Annotated in this window: 15 protein-coding genes; 9 read left to right on the forward strand and 6 right to left on the reverse strand. The window is 68.9% G+C overall.

The window, feature by feature from the left end; all coding sequences use genetic code 11:
• Window positions 1-23 precede the first annotated feature (23 nt).
• The 5 genes from ACXYX3_RS11435 (at window position 24) to secG (ending at window position 4,130) form a co-directional block, all read left to right on the forward strand.
• Window positions 24-626, forward strand: coding sequence for an ABC transporter substrate-binding protein (locus ACXYX3_RS11435; RefSeq protein ID WP_458611756.1), 603 nt, complete (start codon window positions 24-26; stop codon window positions 624-626).
• A gap of 104 nt (window positions 627-730) precedes the next feature.
• Window positions 731-1,753 carry a type I glyceraldehyde-3-phosphate dehydrogenase gene (gene gap, locus ACXYX3_RS11440; protein WP_458611757.1) on the forward strand — a complete coding sequence of 341 codons (1,023 nt, stop codon included), beginning with the start codon at window positions 731-733 and terminating at the stop codon, window positions 1,751-1,753.
• Window positions 1,754-1,757: 4 nt separating this feature from the next.
• Window positions 1,758-2,966, forward strand: coding sequence for a phosphoglycerate kinase (locus tag ACXYX3_RS11445; protein ID WP_458611758.1), 1,209 nt, complete (start codon window positions 1,758-1,760; stop codon window positions 2,964-2,966).
• A 20-nt stretch (window positions 2,967-2,986) separates the two neighbouring features.
• On the forward strand, window positions 2,987-3,772 hold the full coding sequence (gene tpiA, locus ACXYX3_RS11450) for a triose-phosphate isomerase (RefSeq protein ID WP_046361927.1): 786 nt from the start codon (window positions 2,987-2,989) through the stop codon (window positions 3,770-3,772).
• 124 nt (window positions 3,773-3,896) lie between these two features.
• Window positions 3,897-4,130 carry a preprotein translocase subunit SecG gene (gene secG / locus ACXYX3_RS11455; RefSeq protein ID WP_046361928.1) on the forward strand — a complete coding sequence of 78 codons (234 nt, stop codon included), beginning with the start codon at window positions 3,897-3,899 and terminating at the stop codon, window positions 4,128-4,130.
• On the opposite strand, the gene ACXYX3_RS11460 is transcribed toward secG, so the two are convergent.
• Complete coding sequence (locus ACXYX3_RS11460; protein WP_458611759.1) at window positions 4,117-5,361, reverse strand: NAD(P)/FAD-dependent oxidoreductase; 1,245 nt, start codon at window positions 5,359-5,361, stop codon at window positions 4,117-4,119. The genes secG and ACXYX3_RS11460 overlap by 14 nt on opposite strands.
• 60 nt (window positions 5,362-5,421) lie before the next feature.
• Between ACXYX3_RS11460 and ppc the strand changes: the two genes are divergently transcribed.
• A complete protein-coding gene (ppc, locus tag ACXYX3_RS11465) occupies window positions 5,422-8,226 on the forward strand; it encodes a phosphoenolpyruvate carboxylase (RefSeq protein ID WP_458612051.1) in 2,805 nt (934 codons plus the stop codon).
• 10 nt (window positions 8,227-8,236) lie between these two features.
• Here the strand turns inward: ppc and ACXYX3_RS11470 are convergent, their stop codons facing one another.
• On the reverse strand, window positions 8,237-8,611 hold the full coding sequence (locus ACXYX3_RS11470) for an ATPase (protein ID WP_458611760.1): 375 nt from the start codon (window positions 8,609-8,611) through the stop codon (window positions 8,237-8,239).
• Window positions 8,612-8,666: 55 nt separating this feature from the next.
• On the opposite strand from ACXYX3_RS11470, the gene ACXYX3_RS11475 reads away from it, so the two are divergent.
• The 3 genes from ACXYX3_RS11475 to ACXYX3_RS11485 are packed head-to-tail and all read left to right on the forward strand — an operon-like array spanning window position 8,667 to window position 11,486.
• Window positions 8,667-9,407, forward strand: a complete 741-nt coding sequence (locus tag ACXYX3_RS11475) for a (Fe-S)-binding protein (protein WP_241203874.1) — start codon at window positions 8,667-8,669, stop codon at window positions 9,405-9,407.
• Complete coding sequence (locus tag ACXYX3_RS11480; RefSeq protein ID WP_458611761.1) at window positions 9,404-10,873, forward strand: lactate utilization protein B; 1,470 nt, start codon at window positions 9,404-9,406, stop codon at window positions 10,871-10,873. Before ACXYX3_RS11475 ends, ACXYX3_RS11480 begins: the two co-directional genes overlap by 4 nt.
• Window positions 10,866-11,486 carry a LutC/YkgG family protein gene (locus tag ACXYX3_RS11485; protein WP_458611762.1) on the forward strand — a complete coding sequence of 207 codons (621 nt, stop codon included), beginning with the start codon at window positions 10,866-10,868 and terminating at the stop codon, window positions 11,484-11,486. The genes ACXYX3_RS11480 and ACXYX3_RS11485 overlap by 8 nt, the downstream gene beginning before the upstream one ends.
• Here the strand turns inward: ACXYX3_RS11485 and pgl are convergent.
• From pgl to tal, 4 genes are read right to left on the reverse strand one after another with little or no spacing between them, the layout of a single operon-like run.
• Window positions 11,483-12,214, reverse strand: coding sequence for a 6-phosphogluconolactonase (gene pgl, locus ACXYX3_RS11490; protein ID WP_458611763.1), 732 nt, complete (start codon window positions 12,212-12,214; stop codon window positions 11,483-11,485). The two genes, ACXYX3_RS11485 and pgl, sit on opposite strands and share 4 nt — an antisense overlap.
• Window positions 12,211-13,122: a glucose-6-phosphate dehydrogenase assembly protein OpcA gene (gene opcA / locus ACXYX3_RS11495; protein WP_241203729.1), complete on the reverse strand. Its 912-nt coding sequence runs from the start codon at window positions 13,120-13,122 to the stop codon at window positions 12,211-12,213. Before opcA ends, pgl begins: the two co-directional genes overlap by 4 nt.
• Window positions 13,119-14,648: a glucose-6-phosphate dehydrogenase gene (gene zwf / locus ACXYX3_RS11500; RefSeq protein ID WP_241203728.1), complete on the reverse strand. Its 1,530-nt coding sequence runs from the start codon at window positions 14,646-14,648 to the stop codon at window positions 13,119-13,121. Before zwf ends, opcA begins: the two co-directional genes overlap by 4 nt.
• Before the next feature lie 10 nt (window positions 14,649-14,658).
• Entirely contained in the window at window positions 14,659-15,774 is a 1,116-nt protein-coding gene (tal, locus tag ACXYX3_RS11505) for a transaldolase (RefSeq protein ID WP_458611764.1), read from the reverse strand.
• Window positions 15,775-15,786 lie beyond the last annotated feature (12 nt).

The raw sequence follows: 15,786 nt of genomic DNA on the forward strand, positions 1-15,786 counted from the left end.
AGTAAACCCCTTACGGTGGGGTCATGGGCACATTGCGGGCGGGGCTGGTCGGGCCGTACCCACCCTTCACTGCCGAGGACGGCGGTCTGGACGTCGACCTGATCGCCGCGTTGGGCGAGCGCCTCGGCGACGACGTCGTCACCACGCCCGTCGAGAGCGTCGCCGCTGCGGGGGAGTTCGACTGCATCCTCGGCGGGCTGACGACCGGCAGCGAGGGTCTGGCCTTCCTGCCTCCGTACGTGATCACCGGCGACGGGCTCGCGGTGAACACCCGCCGCCTGCCGCACGTGCACTCGGCAGCCGACCTCGACGGGCTGACGGTGCGCCGCTGTGACCGCGGCGGGCTCGTCGCCGCGGTCGCCGACCTGGCCTCGGGCGCCTGTGACGCGCTGATCGACCTCGCGCCGGTCCTCGGTGAACTGGTCCGTGACGTGCCCGACGTCGAGGTGGTGGCGCGGGGGCTGTCGGTCGACGAGATCGCGATCGCGGTGGCGGGGGAGGACACCGCGCTGCTGGCGCGTCTGCAGGTGGGGCAGGCAGAGCTGGAGGAGGACGGCACGCTGCAACGGCTGCGCCGGAAGTGGCTCGGCAATCCCTTCGTCGACCAGGCCGCGGCGGTGCACTAGAGCAGTCCCGGGGCAACCGCGCGCATGTACAACGCCACGCACTAGGCTGGCTGCGAGTGTTTCAACGACTGCGAGAAGTTCAACGAACCGAGTAGGAGACTGACGTGACGATCCGGGTAGGCGTGAACGGTTTCGGCCGTATCGGGCGCAACTTCTTCCGCGCCCTGGACGCGCAGAAGCAGGCGGGCAAGAACACGGACATCGAGATCATCGCGGTCAACGACCTCACCGACAACGCGTCGCTGGCCCACCTGCTGAAGTTCGACTCGATCCTGGGCCGGCTCCCGTACGAGGTCAGCCTCGAGGGCGACGACACGATCGTCGTCGGCGACACGAAGATCAAAGCGCTCGAGGTCAAGGAAGGGCCGTCCGCGCTGCCGTGGGGTGACCTCGGAGTCGACGTCGTCGTCGAGTCCACCGGCATCTTCACCGCCCGCGCCAAGGCGCAGGGCCACCTCGACGCCGGCGCCAAGAAGGTGATCATCTCCGCGCCCGCGAGCGACGAGGACATCACGATCGTGCTCGGCGTCAACGACGACAAGTACGACGGTAGCCAGAACATCATCTCCAACGCCTCCTGCACCACGAACTGCCTCGGCCCGCTGGCCAAGGTGCTCAACGACGAGTTCGGCATCGTCAAGGGCCTGATGACCACGGTGCACGCCTACACCCAGGACCAGAACCTGCAGGACGGCCCGCACAAGGATCTGCGCCGTGCCCGCGCTGCCGCGCTGAACATCGTGCCGACCTCGACCGGTGCCGCCAAGGCCATCGGCCTGGTGCTGCCCGAGCTCAAGGGCAAGCTCGACGGCTACGCGCTGCGCGTGCCGATCCCGACCGGGTCGTGCACCGACCTGACCGCCGAGCTGTCGAAGGCCGCGTCGGCCGACGAGATCAACGCGGCGATGAAGGCCGCCGCCGACGGCCCGCTCAAGGGCATCCTCAAGTACTACGACGCGCCGATCGTGTCCAGCGACATCGTCACCGACCCGCACAGCTCGATCTTCGACGCCGGGCTGACCAAGGTCATCGACAACCAGGCCAAGGTCGTGTCCTGGTACGACAACGAGTGGGGCTACTCCAACCGGCTGGTCGACCTCGTCGGCCTGGTCGGCAAGTCGCTGTAGCCCGATGGCGATCAAATCTCTCGAAGACCTGCTCGCAGAGGGAGTTTCGGGGCGGGGCGTGCTCGTGCGCTCCGACCTGAACGTCCCCCTCGACGGCGACACCATCACCGATCCGGGCCGGATCATCGCGTCCGTGCCGACATTGAAGGCACTCAGCGACGCGGGCGCCAAGGTCGTCGTGACCGCGCACCTGGGCCGGCCCAAAGGTGAACCCGACCCGAAGTTCTCGCTGAAGCCGGTGGCCGCGGCGCTGGCCGACAAGCTCGGTCGGCACGTCCAGCTCGCCGGTGACGTGGTCGGTAGCGACGCCCTGGCCCGCGCCGAGGGCCTGACCGACGGCGACATCCTGCTGCTCGAGAACATCCGCTTCGATCCGCGGGAGACCAGCAAGGACGACGCCGAGCGGCTGGCGTTGGCCAAGGCGCTCGTCGAGCTCGTCGGCGAGGATGGTGCTTTCGTTTCCGACGGCTTCGGTGTGGTGCACCGCAAGCAGGCGTCGGTGTACGACGTCGCGACGCTGCTGCCCCATTACGCGGGCACGCTGGTCGACACCGAGGTCAAGGTGCTCGCCCAGCTCACCGAATCGACGCAGCGGCCCTACGCCGTGGTGCTGGGCGGGTCGAAGGTCTCGGACAAGCTCGCCGTGATCGAGAACCTCGCCACCAAGGCCGACAGCCTGATCATCGGCGGTGGCATGTGCTTCACTTTCCTTGCCGCGCAGGGGCTTTCGGTCGGTAGCTCGCTGCTCGAAGAGTCCATGATCGACACGTGCCGAAAGCTGCTCGACGATTACGGCGACGTGCTGCACCTGCCGGTCGACATCGTCGTCGCCGAGAAGTTCGCAGCCGATTCGCCGGCGGAGACGGTGGCGGCCGACGCGATCCCCGACGGCAAGATGGGCCTGGACATCGGACCGGAGTCGGTGAAGCGGTTCGCGGCGCTGCTGTCGAACGCCAAGACGATCTTCTGGAACGGCCCGATGGGTGTGTTCGAGTTCCCGGCGTTCGCCGCCGGCACCAAGGGTGTGGCCGAGGCCATCATCGGGGCGACCGGCAAGGGCGCGTTCAGCGTCGTCGGCGGCGGTGACTCGGCGGCCGCGGTGCGCCAACTCGGCCTGCCCGAGGACGGTTTCTCGCATATTTCCACCGGTGGCGGTGCGTCGCTGGAATACCTTGAGGGCAAACAACTGCCCGGTATCGAAGTTCTTCAGTAGTACTTGATTAGGAGACGCACGTGTCCCGTAAGCCGCTGATCGCCGGCAACTGGAAGATGAACCTGAACCACTTCGAGGCGATCGCGCTGGTGCAGAAGATCGCATTCTCGTTGCCGGACAAGTACTTCGACCGGGTCGACGTGACGGTGATCCCGCCGTTCACGGACCTGCGCAGCGTGCAGACGCTCGTCGACGGCGACAAGCTCCGGCTCACCTATGGAGCCCAAGACGTCTCGCAGCACGACTCGGGCGCCTACACCGGTGAGATCAGCGGTGCGTTCCTGGCCAAGCTGGGGTGCAGCTTCGCCGTCGTCGGACACTCGGAGCGCCGCACCTATCACCACGAGGACGACGCGTTGGTGGCCGCCAAGGCCGCGGCCGCACTCAAGCACGGGCTGACCCCGATCGTCTGCATCGGTGAGCCGCTCGAGGTGCGTGAGGCGGGCGATCACGTCGAGTTCAACGTGACGTCGCTGCGCGGTTCACTGGCCGGGCTGTCCGCCGAGCAGATCAGCAAGACCGTCATCGCGTACGAGCCGGTGTGGGCGATCGGTACCGGCCGGGTCGCGAGCGCCGCCGACGCGCAGGAGGTGTGTGCCGCCATCCGCAAGGAACTGGGGGAGCTCGCGTCTGCGGAGATCGCGGCGGGGGTGCGCGTGCTCTACGGCGGCTCGGTGAACGCCAAGAACATCGGCGAGCTCATCGGGCAGGGCGATGTGGACGGTGCGCTGGTCGGCGGGGCCTCACTGGACGGCGAGCAGTTCGCCACGCTGTCGGCGATCGCCGCGGGCGGCCCGCTGCCCTGACCTGAACGGCGCCCAAACCGACGTTCGGGCGTAGATTTTCGAGACGGGCACGCCCTTTCGTCGATCTCGGCGCTACCGGGACGGGATTGGCTGCCGGTGATCAGCGCCCTGTAGTCTGGCGGCCATGGAATTGGCCCTGCAGATCATCCTGGTCGTGACCAGCGTGCTGGTCGTGCTCTTGGTTCTGCTGCACCGTGCCAAGGGTGGCGGTCTGTCCAGCCTCTTCGGTGGCGGCGTCCAATCCAGCCTGTCGGGCTCCACCGTGGTCGAGAAGAACCTGGACCGGTTGACGCTGTTCATCACCGGCATCTGGGTGGTCTCGATCATCGGCATGGCGCTGCAGATCAAGTACAGCTGAGCACCGCCTCGGCGGCTCGCCGCCCGCTGACCAGCGCTCCCTGAATCGAGGCCGTGTCGCGGTGGTCGCCGCACACCCACAGGCCCGACGGGTCGCGTACCGGTTTGCGCACCACCAGTGGCGGCAGCTGGGGCGGCAGTGCGTCGCGCACCACGTGCCGAATCACCGGCTGCCAATCCGTCCCGGTCACCCCGAGGATCGTCGCCGCATGCGCGCGCATCTGCTCTTCACGGGGCTCGGGATGTCGCGGCCCCAGCAGCGCTGACGCGGCGATCAGGTGCCGGCCCGGCGGCGCATAGCTGGGTGCTGCGGCGCTGATGACGGCGGTGTTCACCACCGGTCCCGTCGCGCCCGGCCTGCCGTCCACCCACAGCATGGGCGGACCGTGCCACGGCTGGTCGGTGGCCCACCAGTCGGTGACGACGCCGTGCATCGCGGCGGGGGTGCCGTCGATCCACTGCGCGGCCCGGGGCGCGTCCGTCGCGACCACCACCTCGCGCGCGTCCACCGTGCTGCCGTCCTCGGCGCGCACCAGCCACCCGGCGCCCGCCCGCGTGATCTCGACGACCCGGCGGTGCAGGACCACACGATCGCCGAGCGGTGCGGCGAGCTGGCGGGGAAGCGCCGCCATGCCCTCTGCCGGCAGCGACGGCACGCCGAGCGCGAACGTGCGCACCAGCAGCAGCGCGAACGCGTTCGACGTGTCCCCCGAATCGTCGAGCACGACCCCGGACAGGAACGTGTCGATCACGCGGCGCAGCTCACCGGAGACGCCGCTGCGGTCCAGCGCCGCCGAGAGCGAGGTGTCGCCGCCTCGCTTGAGATGCCCCGGCCGCAGTGCGTCATGGGCCCAGCGCGCCACCGCCAGCACGTCCTTGGGGGAGACCGCTCGGCGCGCCAGCATCGCCGGTACGCGCGACGGCGCCCGCAGCGGGTGCGCCAGCACGACGTCGCCGCGCTCCCGGCGCACCCCCACCCCCGCGCCGAACGGTTGCAGCTGCAGCGCCGCGAGGTCGATGCAGCGGTCCAGTTCCGGATAGGCGGGATTGAGCACCTGGAAACCGCGGTCGCAGCGGAAGCCGTCGACGACATCGGTTCGGATGCGGCCGCCCACGTCGTCGGCGGCCTCCCACACCTGCACTTCGCGCCCCGCGTCGGCCAGCATCGATGCGCACCGCAACCCGGCCAGACCGGCGCCGACCACCAGGACCTCAGCTTCGGTGACGCTCATCCGGCCACGCTACCGTGGCTCGCCGTGCGTCCCCTTCTGGCTGCGTCGATACTGGGCACCATGCCGCCGACAACCGACAGCCTGCTCGAACCCATCGGAGCCGTCCAACGCACGCAGGTGGGGCGCGAAGCCACCGAACCGATGCGGGAGGACATCCGCCTGCTGGGCGCGATCCTCGGCGACACCGTGCGCGAACAGAACGGCGACGAGACGTTCGGACTGATCGAGCAGGCCCGGGTCGAGTCGTTCCGGGTGCGCCGCTCGGAGATCGACCGCTCGGAGCTCGCGCAGCTGTTCGACGGCATCGACGCCCGTCGGGCGATCCCGGTGATCCGCGCGTTCACCCATTTCGCGCTGCTGGCCAACGTCGCCGAGGACATCCACCGCGAACGCCGTCGCGCCGTGCACGAGGCGGCCGGGGAACCGCCGCAGGACAGCACCCTGGCCGCGACCTACCGCAAGCTCGACGACGCCGACCTCGACAGCACGGAGGTGGCGGACGCGCTCGCGGGCGCGCTGGTCGCCCCGGTCATCACGGCGCACCCCACCGAGACGCGGCGCCGCACCGTGTTCGACACCCAGCACCGCATCACCGAGTTGATGCGGATGCGCCTGCGCGGGCTCACCCACACCGAAGACGGCCGCGACATCGAGCGCGAGCTGCGTCGCCACATCCTCACACTGTGGCAGACCGCGCTGATCCGGTTGTCGCGCTTGAAGATCTCCGACGAGATCGAGACAGGTCTGCGGTATTACCCGGCGGCGTTCCTCGACGTCATTCCGCGGGTCAACGCCGAGGTGCGCGCGGCGCTGCAGAGCCGCTGGCCCGACGCGGACCTGCTGGCCGAGCCGATCCTGCGCCCAGGGTCGTGGATCGGCGGGGACCGCGACGGCAACCCGAACGTCACGGCCGAGATCGTGCGGATGGCGACCGGGAGCGCGGCGTACACCGCGTTCGCGCACTACTTCGCCGAGCTCAGCACTCTCGAGCAGGAACTGTCGATGTCCGTCCGGCTGGTCCACGTCAGCGAGGAGCTGGCCGCCCTGGCCGATGCGTGCACCGAGCCGGCCCGCGCCGACGAGCCCTACCGGCGCGCGCTGCGCGTCGTGCACGCGCGGTTGACCGCCACCGCCGGTCAGATCCTGGACCGGCAACCCGAACACCAACTCGACCTCGGCATGGCGCCCTATGACACGCCCGCCGAGCTGTCCGCCGACCTCGACATCGTCGATGCGTCGCTGCGGGCCAACGGCAGCGCGGTGGTCGCCGATGATCGCCTGGCTCGGCTGCGGGAAGCGGTGCGCGTCTTCGGTTTTCACCTCAGCGGTCTGGACATGCGGCAGAACTCCGACATGCACGAGGAGGTGGTCGCCGAGCTGCTGGCCTGGGCCGGCGTGCACGCCGACTACGCGTCAATGGGCGAGGACGAGCGGGTCGAGTTGCTCGCCGCCGAGCTCGCCACCCGCCGCCCGCTGATCGGCCCGGGTGCACAGCTGTCGGATCTGGCCCGCAAGGAACTCGACATCGTGATCGCCGCCGCGCGCGCAGTGCGCGTGTTCGGGCCCGCCGCGGTGCCCAACTACATCATCTCGATGTGCCAGTCGGTGTCGGACATGCTCGAGGCGGCGCTGCTGCTCAAAGAGGCTGGGCTGCTCGACGCGTCGGGGGAGCACCCCTATGCGCCGGTCGGCATCGTGCCGCTGTTCGAGACGATCGACGACCTGCAGCGCGGCTCGGCGATCCTGCAGGCTGCCCTGGACCTTCCGCTGTACCGGGCCGTCGTCGCCGCACGCGGGGACAGCCAGGAGGTGATGCTCGGCTACTCCGACTCGAACAAGGACGGCGGGTACCTCGCCGCGAACTGGGCGCTGTACCGGGCCGAGCTGGACCTCGTGGAGACGGCGCGCACCGCGGGAATCCGGTTGCGGCTCTTCCACGGACGCGGTGGCACTGTCGGACGCGGCGGGGGTCCGAGCTACGACGCGATCCTGGCCCAGCCGCCGGGCGCGGTGAACGGGTCACTGCGCATCACCGAGCAGGGCGAGGTGATCGGCGCGAAGTACGCCGAACCCCGTCTCGCGCACCGCAACCTGGAGACGCTGCTGGCCGCCACGCTGGAGGCCACCCTGCTCGACGTCGAAGGTCTGGGCGACGAGGCAGAACCGGCCTACGCCGTTCTCGACGACCTGGCGGCGCGTGCGCAGCGCGCCTACGCCGAATTGGTCCACGAGACACCGGGTTTCGTCGAGTACTTCAAGGCCTCGACGCCGGTCAGCGAGATCGGCGCCCTGAACATCGGGAGCAGGCCGACCTCGCGCAAGCCCACCACGTCGATCTCCGACCTGCGGGCCATTCCGTGGGTGCTGGCCTGGAGCCAGTCACGGGTCATGCTGCCCGGCTGGTACGGCACCGGCACCGCGTTCGAGGACTACATCGGCGACGGCCCCGACAGCGAGGCGCGGCTGGAGGTGCTGCAGGACCTGTACCGGCGGTGGCCCTTCTTCGCGACGGTGCTGTCGAACATGGCGCAGGTGCTGGCGAAGTCGGACCTGGGGTTGGCGGCGCGCTACGCCGAACTGGTCGACGACGTCGAGCTGCGACACCGGGTGTTCGACAAGATCGTCGACGAGCACGCCCGCACCATCAGGATGCACGAGCTCATTACCGGTCACGACGATCTGCTCGCCGACAACCCGGCGCTGGCGCGGTCGGTGTTCAACCGCTTCCCCTACCTGGAGCCGCTGAACCACCTGCAGGTCGAACTGCTGCGTCGCTACCGCTCCGGCGACGAGGACGAGCTGGTCCAGCGGGGCATCCTGCTCACGATGAGCGGGCTGGCCACCGCGCTGCGCAACAGCGGCTAGGCCCACCGGATCAACGGAGTCCCGAGCCGCGCCTCACTCGATCCATCACGCCGCGGACGACCTGATCGGTGATGGCCAGCGGGGCGACCAGCGATTCGCCCACCCCGACGATCCGCTCGACCCGTGTCACGATCCCCTCGAGTCGGTCGACCACTGCGATCAGGCGGGGAGCCAGCTCGTCGATGCTGCTGATGGTGTCGTTGAAGCGGGCCAGGGTCGCATCCAGGTTGCCCGTGGACTTGTCCAGGTCCTCCAGCGTCTCGCTCAACCCCTCCAGGATGGTGTCGACCTGTTCGACGGTGACGTCGGCGTTCATCGCGGCCTGCGCCAGCTTGCGGATGCGCTCGGACCCGGTGCGCACGGGCCTACCGCTTCGATCTGCCATGTCGGCCAGTATGACCCGCCCGGTCGGATACGGTGGTCAAGATGTCCGTATGAGCATGCGGGTGGGGCTGTTCGCCGCCTGCTACAACGACCTGATGTGGCCGGAGACGCCGAAAGCCGTTGTCCGGCTTCTGCGCCGGCTGGGCTGCGAGGTGGACTTCCCACGCGCCCAGACCTGTTGTGGGCAGATGTTCACCAACACCGGGTACGCACTCGAGGCCGTACCCGCCGTCCGTGCGTTCACCTCGGCCTTCGCCGACCACGACGTCGTCGTCGCACCCTCGGGATCCTGTGTCGGATCGGTGCGGCACCAACACCGCGAGATCGCCGCCCGGTCGGGCGACGAGGAGTTGGCGGCGCGGGTGGCCGCCGTCGCGCCGCGGGTCTACGAGCTCTCCGAGTTCCTCGTCGACGTGCTCGGTGTCACCGACGTCGGGGCGTACTTCCCGCATCGGGTCACCTACCACCCGACGTGCCACTCGCTGCGTCTGTTGGGGGTGGGGGACCGGCCCCGCCGGCTGCTCGAGGCGGTCCGCGGCCTCGAGCTCATCGAGCTGGAACAAGCCGATCAGTGTTGCGGGTTCGGTGGCACGTTCGCGACGAAGAACGCCGACACGTCTGTCGCGATGGGTTCGGACAAAGCCCGCGCGGTCCGCAACACCGGCGCCGAAGTGCTTGTCGCCGGCGACAATTCGTGTCTCGCCCACATCGGTGGGCTGCTGTCGCGCCAGCGGTCCGGCGTACGGGTCCTGCACCTGGCGCAGGTGCTCGCCGGCACCGAGGAGCATCCGACATGACCGAAGCTCCCGGGTTCCTCGGTTTCCCCTCCTTCCCCGTCGCGGCCAAGGCCGCCCTGGACGATTCGGTGCTGCGCCGCAACCTGACCCACGCGACCGGCACGATCCGCGCCAAACGCGCCAACGTCGTCGCGGAGATCGCGAACTGGGAGGACCTGCGGCTGGCGGCAGCCGCGATCAAAGACGCGGCGCTGCACCGGCTCGACGAACACCTGCAGGCGTTCGAGGCCAACGCCACCGCGGCGGGGGCCACCGTGCACTGGGCGCGCGACGCTGCCGAGGCCAACCGCATCGTCGTCGAGCTGGTGCGGGCGCAGGGCGCCTCCGAGGTCGTCAAGGTCAAGTCGATGGCCACTCAGGAGATCGAGTTGAACGAGGCGCTGGCCGAGGCCGGCATCGATGCCTGGGAAACCGATTTGGCCGAACTCATCGTCCAGCTCGGCGACGACCGGCCGAGTCACATCCTCGTCCCGGCGATCCACCGCAATCGAGCCGAGGTGCGCGAGATCTTCCTGCGCGAGATGGGCCGGGTGGGCCGGCCCGCGCCCGCGGATCTCACCGACGAGCCGCGTCGCCTCGCCGAGGCGGCACGGCTGCATCTGCGGGAGAAGTTCCTGCGGGCGCGGGTGGCCGTCTCGGGTGCCAATTTCGCGATCGCCGACACCGGCAGCCTGGTGGTGGTGGAGTCGGAGGGCAACGGGAGGATGTGCCTGACGCTGCCCGACACGCTGATCTCCGTGGTGGGAATCGAAAAGGTGCTGCCGTCGTGGCGCGACCTCGAGGTGATGTTGCAGGTGCTGCCGCGCAGCAGTACCGGGGAGCGGGAGAACCCGTACACATCGATCTGGACGGGCTCCGCTGCGGGCGACGGGCCCACCACCGTGCACATCGTGCTGCTCGACAACGGCCGCACCGACGTGCTGGCCGATCCGGCCGGCCGCGACGCGCTGCGATGCATCCGATGCTCGGCCTGCCTCAACGTGTGCCCCGTCTACGAACGCACGGGTGGGCACTCCTATGGCTCGGTGTATCCCGGGCCGATCGGCGCCGTGCTGACCCCGCAACTGCGCGGCACCGCGAGCGCGATCGACAGATCGCTGCCCTACGCGTCGAGTCTGTGCGGTGCCTGCTTCGACGTCTGCCCGGTGCGCATCGACATTCCGTCGATGCTGGTGCACCTGCGGACCCGCGTGGTCGACGAGCACCGCGACGGGCTGCCGTCGACAGAGCAGGCGGCCATGACGGCGGCGAGTTGGTTGCTGGCCGACCACCGGCGCCTCGAGGCTCTCGAGAAGACCGCCGCCGTCGGGGCGAAGATGGTGCGCAGCAAGCTGTTCGGCGGTAAGGATCGACTGCGCTGGCTGCCATGGCCCGCCAGCGCGTGGTCGGGGGCGCGCGACGCGCCGGTGCCGCCGACGGAGTCGTTCCGGTCGTGGTGGCAGCGCACCGGTGGCGGCCATGAGTGAGGCACGCGAAGCGATCCTCGCCCGGATCCGCGCTGCGCTGGCCGATCGGCCGGCGCCGGCCGACATCCCGTGGCGGTACGGCGCTGATGTCGGGACCGGCGAACAGGAGCTGGTGGCGCGGTTCTGCGACAGGGTGGCCGACTACCGGGCCCGTGTCGACCGGGTCGCCGAGGCCGATGTCGACGCGGTTGTCGCCGCCGCGCTGCACGGCGCCCGAAGTGTGGTCGCCGACGCCGTGGTCCAGGCGGCGTGGCCGGACGCCGCGTCGTGGGTCTCCGACACCGAGCTGAGCGCCGATGAACTCGACGCCGTCGACGCCGTGGTCACCACCGCGACCGTGGCGATCGCCAACACCGGGACGCTCGTGCTCGACCACGGCCCGGGCCAGGGCCGGCGGGCGGTGAGCCTGGTGCCCGACCTGCACGTGTGCGTGGTCCGCGTCTCCCAGATCGTCGACGACGTGCCGAACGCCGTTGCGCGACTCATCGATTCGGGTGTGCACACTCGACCGTTGACGTGGATCAGCGGACCGAGCGCCACCAGCGACATCGAGCTCGACCGGGTCGAGGGCGTGCACGGTCCGCGCACGCTGCACGTGATCGTCGTCGACTAGAGTTTGCTCGCCGCGTCCTCGTCGAGCAGCCACACCGTCGCTTCGCGGCCGACGGCGCCCGCGGCGGGCAGGTCGACCGGCGCGGCCCCGCCCAGTGCGGCCGCCACCGCATCGGCCTTGCCCTCGCCGGAGACCACCAACCACACCTCGCGGGAACGCGCAACGGCGGGCAGGGTCAACGTGATCCGGCGCGGCGGTGGTTTGGGGGAGTCGGTCACGCCGACCACCGTGCGCTCGGTCTCCTTGACCGCGTCGGTGTCGGGGAACAGTGAGTTGATGTGTCCTTCGGGCCCCATGCCCAACAGATGGACGTCGAACTCGCGGTCGGGGGCGACGAACGTCTCGTTCAGCAATTGCTCGTAGCCTGCCGCCGCCGCGTCGAGGTCGTCGCCGAACTCGCCGTCGCTGGCGGCCATCGCGTGCACGTTGACCGTAGGGATGTCGATGTCGTCCAACAACGCCTCGCGGGCCTGCTTGTCGTTGCGCTCGTCGTCGTCGGCGGGAACGAACCGCTCGTCGCCCCAGTAGAGATGCACCTTCGACCAGTCGATCTCGCCGCTGCGCTCCTTGACCCGCTCGAGCAGTCCGATGCCGGTGCCGCCGCCGGTCAGCACCACGCTGGCCTGTCCTCGAGCCGCGACGGCCGCGGTGATCGTGTCCACCAGACGGTCCCCGGCGGCTTTGACCAGTGCGTCTTTGTCGGCGTAGCGCTCCACGGTCGCGTTCACACGTACTGCACTTTCTCGATACCCTGCAGGGCCTCGTGGTAGATCTCGTCGGCGTCGAGGCGCCGCATGTCCTCTGCGAGGCACTCGCGAGTTTCCCTGCGCGCCAACGGCACCAGTGCTTCCGGTTGGGACGTGCGGGTGAGTTTCGCGGTGACTCCGTCCTGGGGTCGGCTCAGCGAGATCGTCTCGCCGTCGCGGACCAGCTCCACCTTCAGCTCACCCACCGCGCGGCGCACCGGCCCGTCGATGCGGTAGGCCAACCACCCGGCCAGCACGTCGAGCGCCGGCTCGGTGGCCAGCCCGGAGACCAGCGCCGAGGTGATCGGCTCGTGCGGGGGAAGGTCGACCGCCGAGGTGAGCAGCGCCCGCCAGTACGTGATCCGGCTCCATGCCAAGTCGGTATCACCCGGCGTGTAACCCTTGAGACGCCCCTTGATCGATGCCAGCGGGTCGGTGCCGTTGGTGGCATCGGTGATACGCCGGATGGCGAGTTTGCCCAGCGGATCCTCGGCGGGCACATCGGGAGCGACGTCGGGCCACCACGTCACCACCGGGGTGTCGGGGAGCAGGAACGGCATCACCACACTGCTCGCGTGGTTGGCCAGCGGACCGGAAAGGCGAAGGCACACGACCTCGTTCGCGCCTGCGTCCCGTCCCACGCGTAACTGTGCGTCGAGCCTGGCCTTGTCGGCGAGGCGGTCACCGGGCGCGACGACGACGACGCGACAGGGATGCTCGCGGCTCGCCGCGTTCGCCGCCTCGATCGAGTCCTCGAGCAGTGCCTCGGTGGTGGGGGCGATGACCAGGGTCAGCACCCGACCCAGCGTGATCGCGCCGCCCTCTTCGCGCAGCGCGATGATCTTCTTGTTGATGACGTCGGTCGTGGTGTCCGGCAGATCGAGGATCACGGCCTCCTCCATTCCCGGCCGGTGCGCCGCAACATCTCGAAGGCGGATTCAGGACCCCACCCGCCCGCTTCGTAGGGGTCCGGCTTCCCATGCGAGGCCCAGTACTCGAGGGCGGGATCGAGGATGCGCCAGGCCAATTCGACCTCCTGGTTGACCGGGAACAGCGACGGCTCGCCGAGTAGGACGTCGAGGATCAGGCGCTCGTAGGCTTCCGGCGATTCCTCGGCGAACGCCGATCCGTAGGAGAAGTCCATGCTGACATCGCGGACTTCCATCATGTTGCCCGGCACCTTGGACCCGAAGCGCAACGTGATGCCCTCGTCCGGCTGGACTCGGATCACCAGCGCGTTCTGCCCCAGCTCTTCGGTCATGGTGGCGTCGAACGGCAGGTGCGGGGCGCGCTTGAAGATCAGCGCGATCTCGGTGACCCTGCGGCCCAACCTCTTTCCGGTCCGCAGGTAGAACGGCACACCGGCCCAGCGGCGGGTGTCGACGTCGACGGTGATCGCGGCGAACGTCTCGGTGGTCGAGGTCTTCGAGAATCCCTCTTCCTCCAGCAACCCGACCACCCGCTCGCCGCCCTGCCAGCCCGCGGTGTACTGACCCCGCGAGGTGGTCTCGTCGAGGGGCTCGGCCAGCTTGCTCGCCGAGAGCACCTTGATCTTCTCCGCCTGCAGCTCGTCGGGGGAGAAGCTGACGGGTTCCTCCATGGCTGTCAGCGCCAGCAGCTGCAGCAGATGGTTCTGGATCACGTCACGGGCGGCGCCGACGCCGTCGTAGTACCCGCCACGTCCGCCGAGCCCGATGTCCTCGGCCATCGTGATCTGCACGCTGTCGACGTAATGCGAGTTCCACACCGGCTCGAACAGCTCGTTGGCGAACCGCAACGCCAGGATGTTCTGCACCGTCTCCTTGCCGAGGTAGTGGTCGATGCGGAACACCGACGACTCCGGGAAGACGTTGTTGACGATCGCGTTGAGCTCTTCGGCGCTCTTCAGGTCGTGACCGAACGGCTTCTCGATGACGACGCGGCTCCAACTGCCCTCGGGCTTCTTGGCCAGGCCGGTACGGGAGAGCTGTTCGAGCACCTGAGGAAACGCCTTCGGCGGAATCGACAGGTAGAACGCGTGATTGCCGCCGGTTCCGCGTTCGGCGTCGAGCTTGCCCAGCGTCTCGGCCAGGCTCTCGAAGGCCTTCTCGTCGTCGAAGGTGCCCTGCACGAAGCGCACCCCTTCGGACAAGCGGTCCCAGACCTCCTGGCGGAACGGCGTGCGGGCGTGCTGCTTGACCGCGTCGAGGACGACCTGGGAGAAGTCCTGGTCGGCCCAGTCTCGCCGCGCGAAACCGACCAGGGCGAACGACGGCGGCAGCAGCCCCCGGTTGGCCAGGTCGTAGATCGCGGGCATCAGCTTCTTGCGGGCGAGATCCCCGGTGACACCGAAGATCACCACACAGCACGGGCCCGCGATGCGGGGCATGCGTTTGTCGCGCTTGTCCCGCAGCGGGTTCTGCCAGGCTTCGCTCATCTCGCCCGGATCACTTCTTCTCGTCGAGCTGGCCCTGCGTGGCTTCGATGAGCTCCTGCCACGACTTCTCGAATTTCTCCACGCCCTCGTTCTCCAGCACCAGGAACACGTCGGTGAGGTCGATGCCCACACCCGAGAGTTCGTCGAAGATCTCCTGCGATTCCGCGCCCTTGCCGGTGACCGTGTCGCCGGTGACCACGCCGTGGTCGGCGACCGCGTCCATCGTCTTCTCCGGCATGGTGTTCACGGTGTTGGGGGCCACCAGCTCGGTGACGTAGAGGGTGTCGGAGTAATCGGGGTTCTTCACGCCCGTCGACGCCCAAAGCGGCCGCTGCACGCGTGCGCCGTCGTTCTCGAGCTTCTCGAAGCGCTCCCCGCCGAGGAACACCTCTTCGTAGGCGGCGTAGGCCAGTCGGGCGTTGGCGACGCCGGCCTTGCCGCGCAGCGCCAGCGCCTCGTCGGAACCGATGTCCTCGAGCCTCTTGTCGATCTCGGTGTCCACGCGGGAGACGAAGAACGACGCCACCGAATGGATGCGGGACAGATCGTGGCCCGCTTCCTTGGCCTTCTCGAGGCCCTTCAGGTAGGCGTCCATCACCAGGCGATAGCGCTCGACGGAGAAGATCAGAGTCACGTTCACCGAGATTCCCTCGGCGAGAACGGAAGCGATCGCGGGAACACCGGCCTCGGTGGCGGGGATCTTGATCAGCAGGTTGGGCCGGTCGACGATCTTCCACAGCTCGATCGCCTGCAGGATCGTCTTGTCCGTGTCATGGGCCAGCCGCGGGTCCACCTCGATGGACACCCGGCCGTCGACGCCGTCGGACTGCTCGTAGATCTTGGCGAACACGTCGCACGCGTTGCGCACGTCGTCGGTGGTGACGGTCCGGATGGTGGCGTCGACATCGGCGCCACGCTCGGCGAGTTCTTTGATCTGGTCGTCGTAGGCGTCACCCTTGGACAGTGCCGCCTGGAAGATCGACGGGTTGGTGGTCACGCCCACCACCGACTTCGTGTCGATGAGCGACTGCAGGTTGCCCGTCTGCAGCCGTTCGCGGGACAGGTCGTCGAGCCATACGGAAACGCCTGCGGCCGAGAGGGCCGCCAAATTCTCGTTCTGGGTCATGTCAATTCCTCG

This window comes from Mycobacterium sp. Panama NTM2, from assembly GCF_054355555.1.

Excerpts from the sequence above, each read along its gene's own strand:
- ACXYX3_RS11435 (WP_458611756.1), top strand. The coding sequence starts at position 24 with ATGGGCACATTGCGGGCGGGGCTGGTCGGGCCGTACCCACCCTTCACT.
- ACXYX3_RS11445 (WP_458611758.1), top strand. The coding sequence starts at position 1,758 with ATGGCGATCAAATCTCTCGAAGACCTGCTCGCAGAGGGAGTTTCGGGG.
- secG (WP_046361928.1), top strand. The coding sequence starts at position 3,897 with ATGGAATTGGCCCTGCAGATCATCCTGGTCGTGACCAGCGTGCTGGTC.
- ACXYX3_RS11460 (WP_458611759.1), bottom strand. The coding sequence starts at position 5,361 with ATGAGCGTCACCGAAGCTGAGGTCCTGGTGGTCGGCGCCGGTCTGGCC.
- ppc (WP_458612051.1), top strand. The coding sequence starts at position 5,422 with ATGCCGCCGACAACCGACAGCCTGCTCGAACCCATCGGAGCCGTCCAA.
- ACXYX3_RS11470 (WP_458611760.1), bottom strand. The coding sequence starts at position 8,611 with ATGGCAGATCGAAGCGGTAGGCCCGTGCGCACCGGGTCCGAGCGCATC.
- ACXYX3_RS11475 (WP_241203874.1), top strand. The coding sequence starts at position 8,667 with ATGCGGGTGGGGCTGTTCGCCGCCTGCTACAACGACCTGATGTGGCCG.
- ACXYX3_RS11480 (WP_458611761.1), top strand. The coding sequence starts at position 9,404 with ATGACCGAAGCTCCCGGGTTCCTCGGTTTCCCCTCCTTCCCCGTCGCG.
- ACXYX3_RS11485 (WP_458611762.1), top strand. The coding sequence starts at position 10,866 with ATGAGTGAGGCACGCGAAGCGATCCTCGCCCGGATCCGCGCTGCGCTG.
- zwf (WP_241203728.1), bottom strand. The coding sequence starts at position 14,648 with ATGAGCGAAGCCTGGCAGAACCCGCTGCGGGACAAGCGCGACAAACGC.
- tal (WP_458611764.1), bottom strand. The coding sequence starts at position 15,774 with ATGACCCAGAACGAGAATTTGGCGGCCCTCTCGGCCGCAGGCGTTTCC.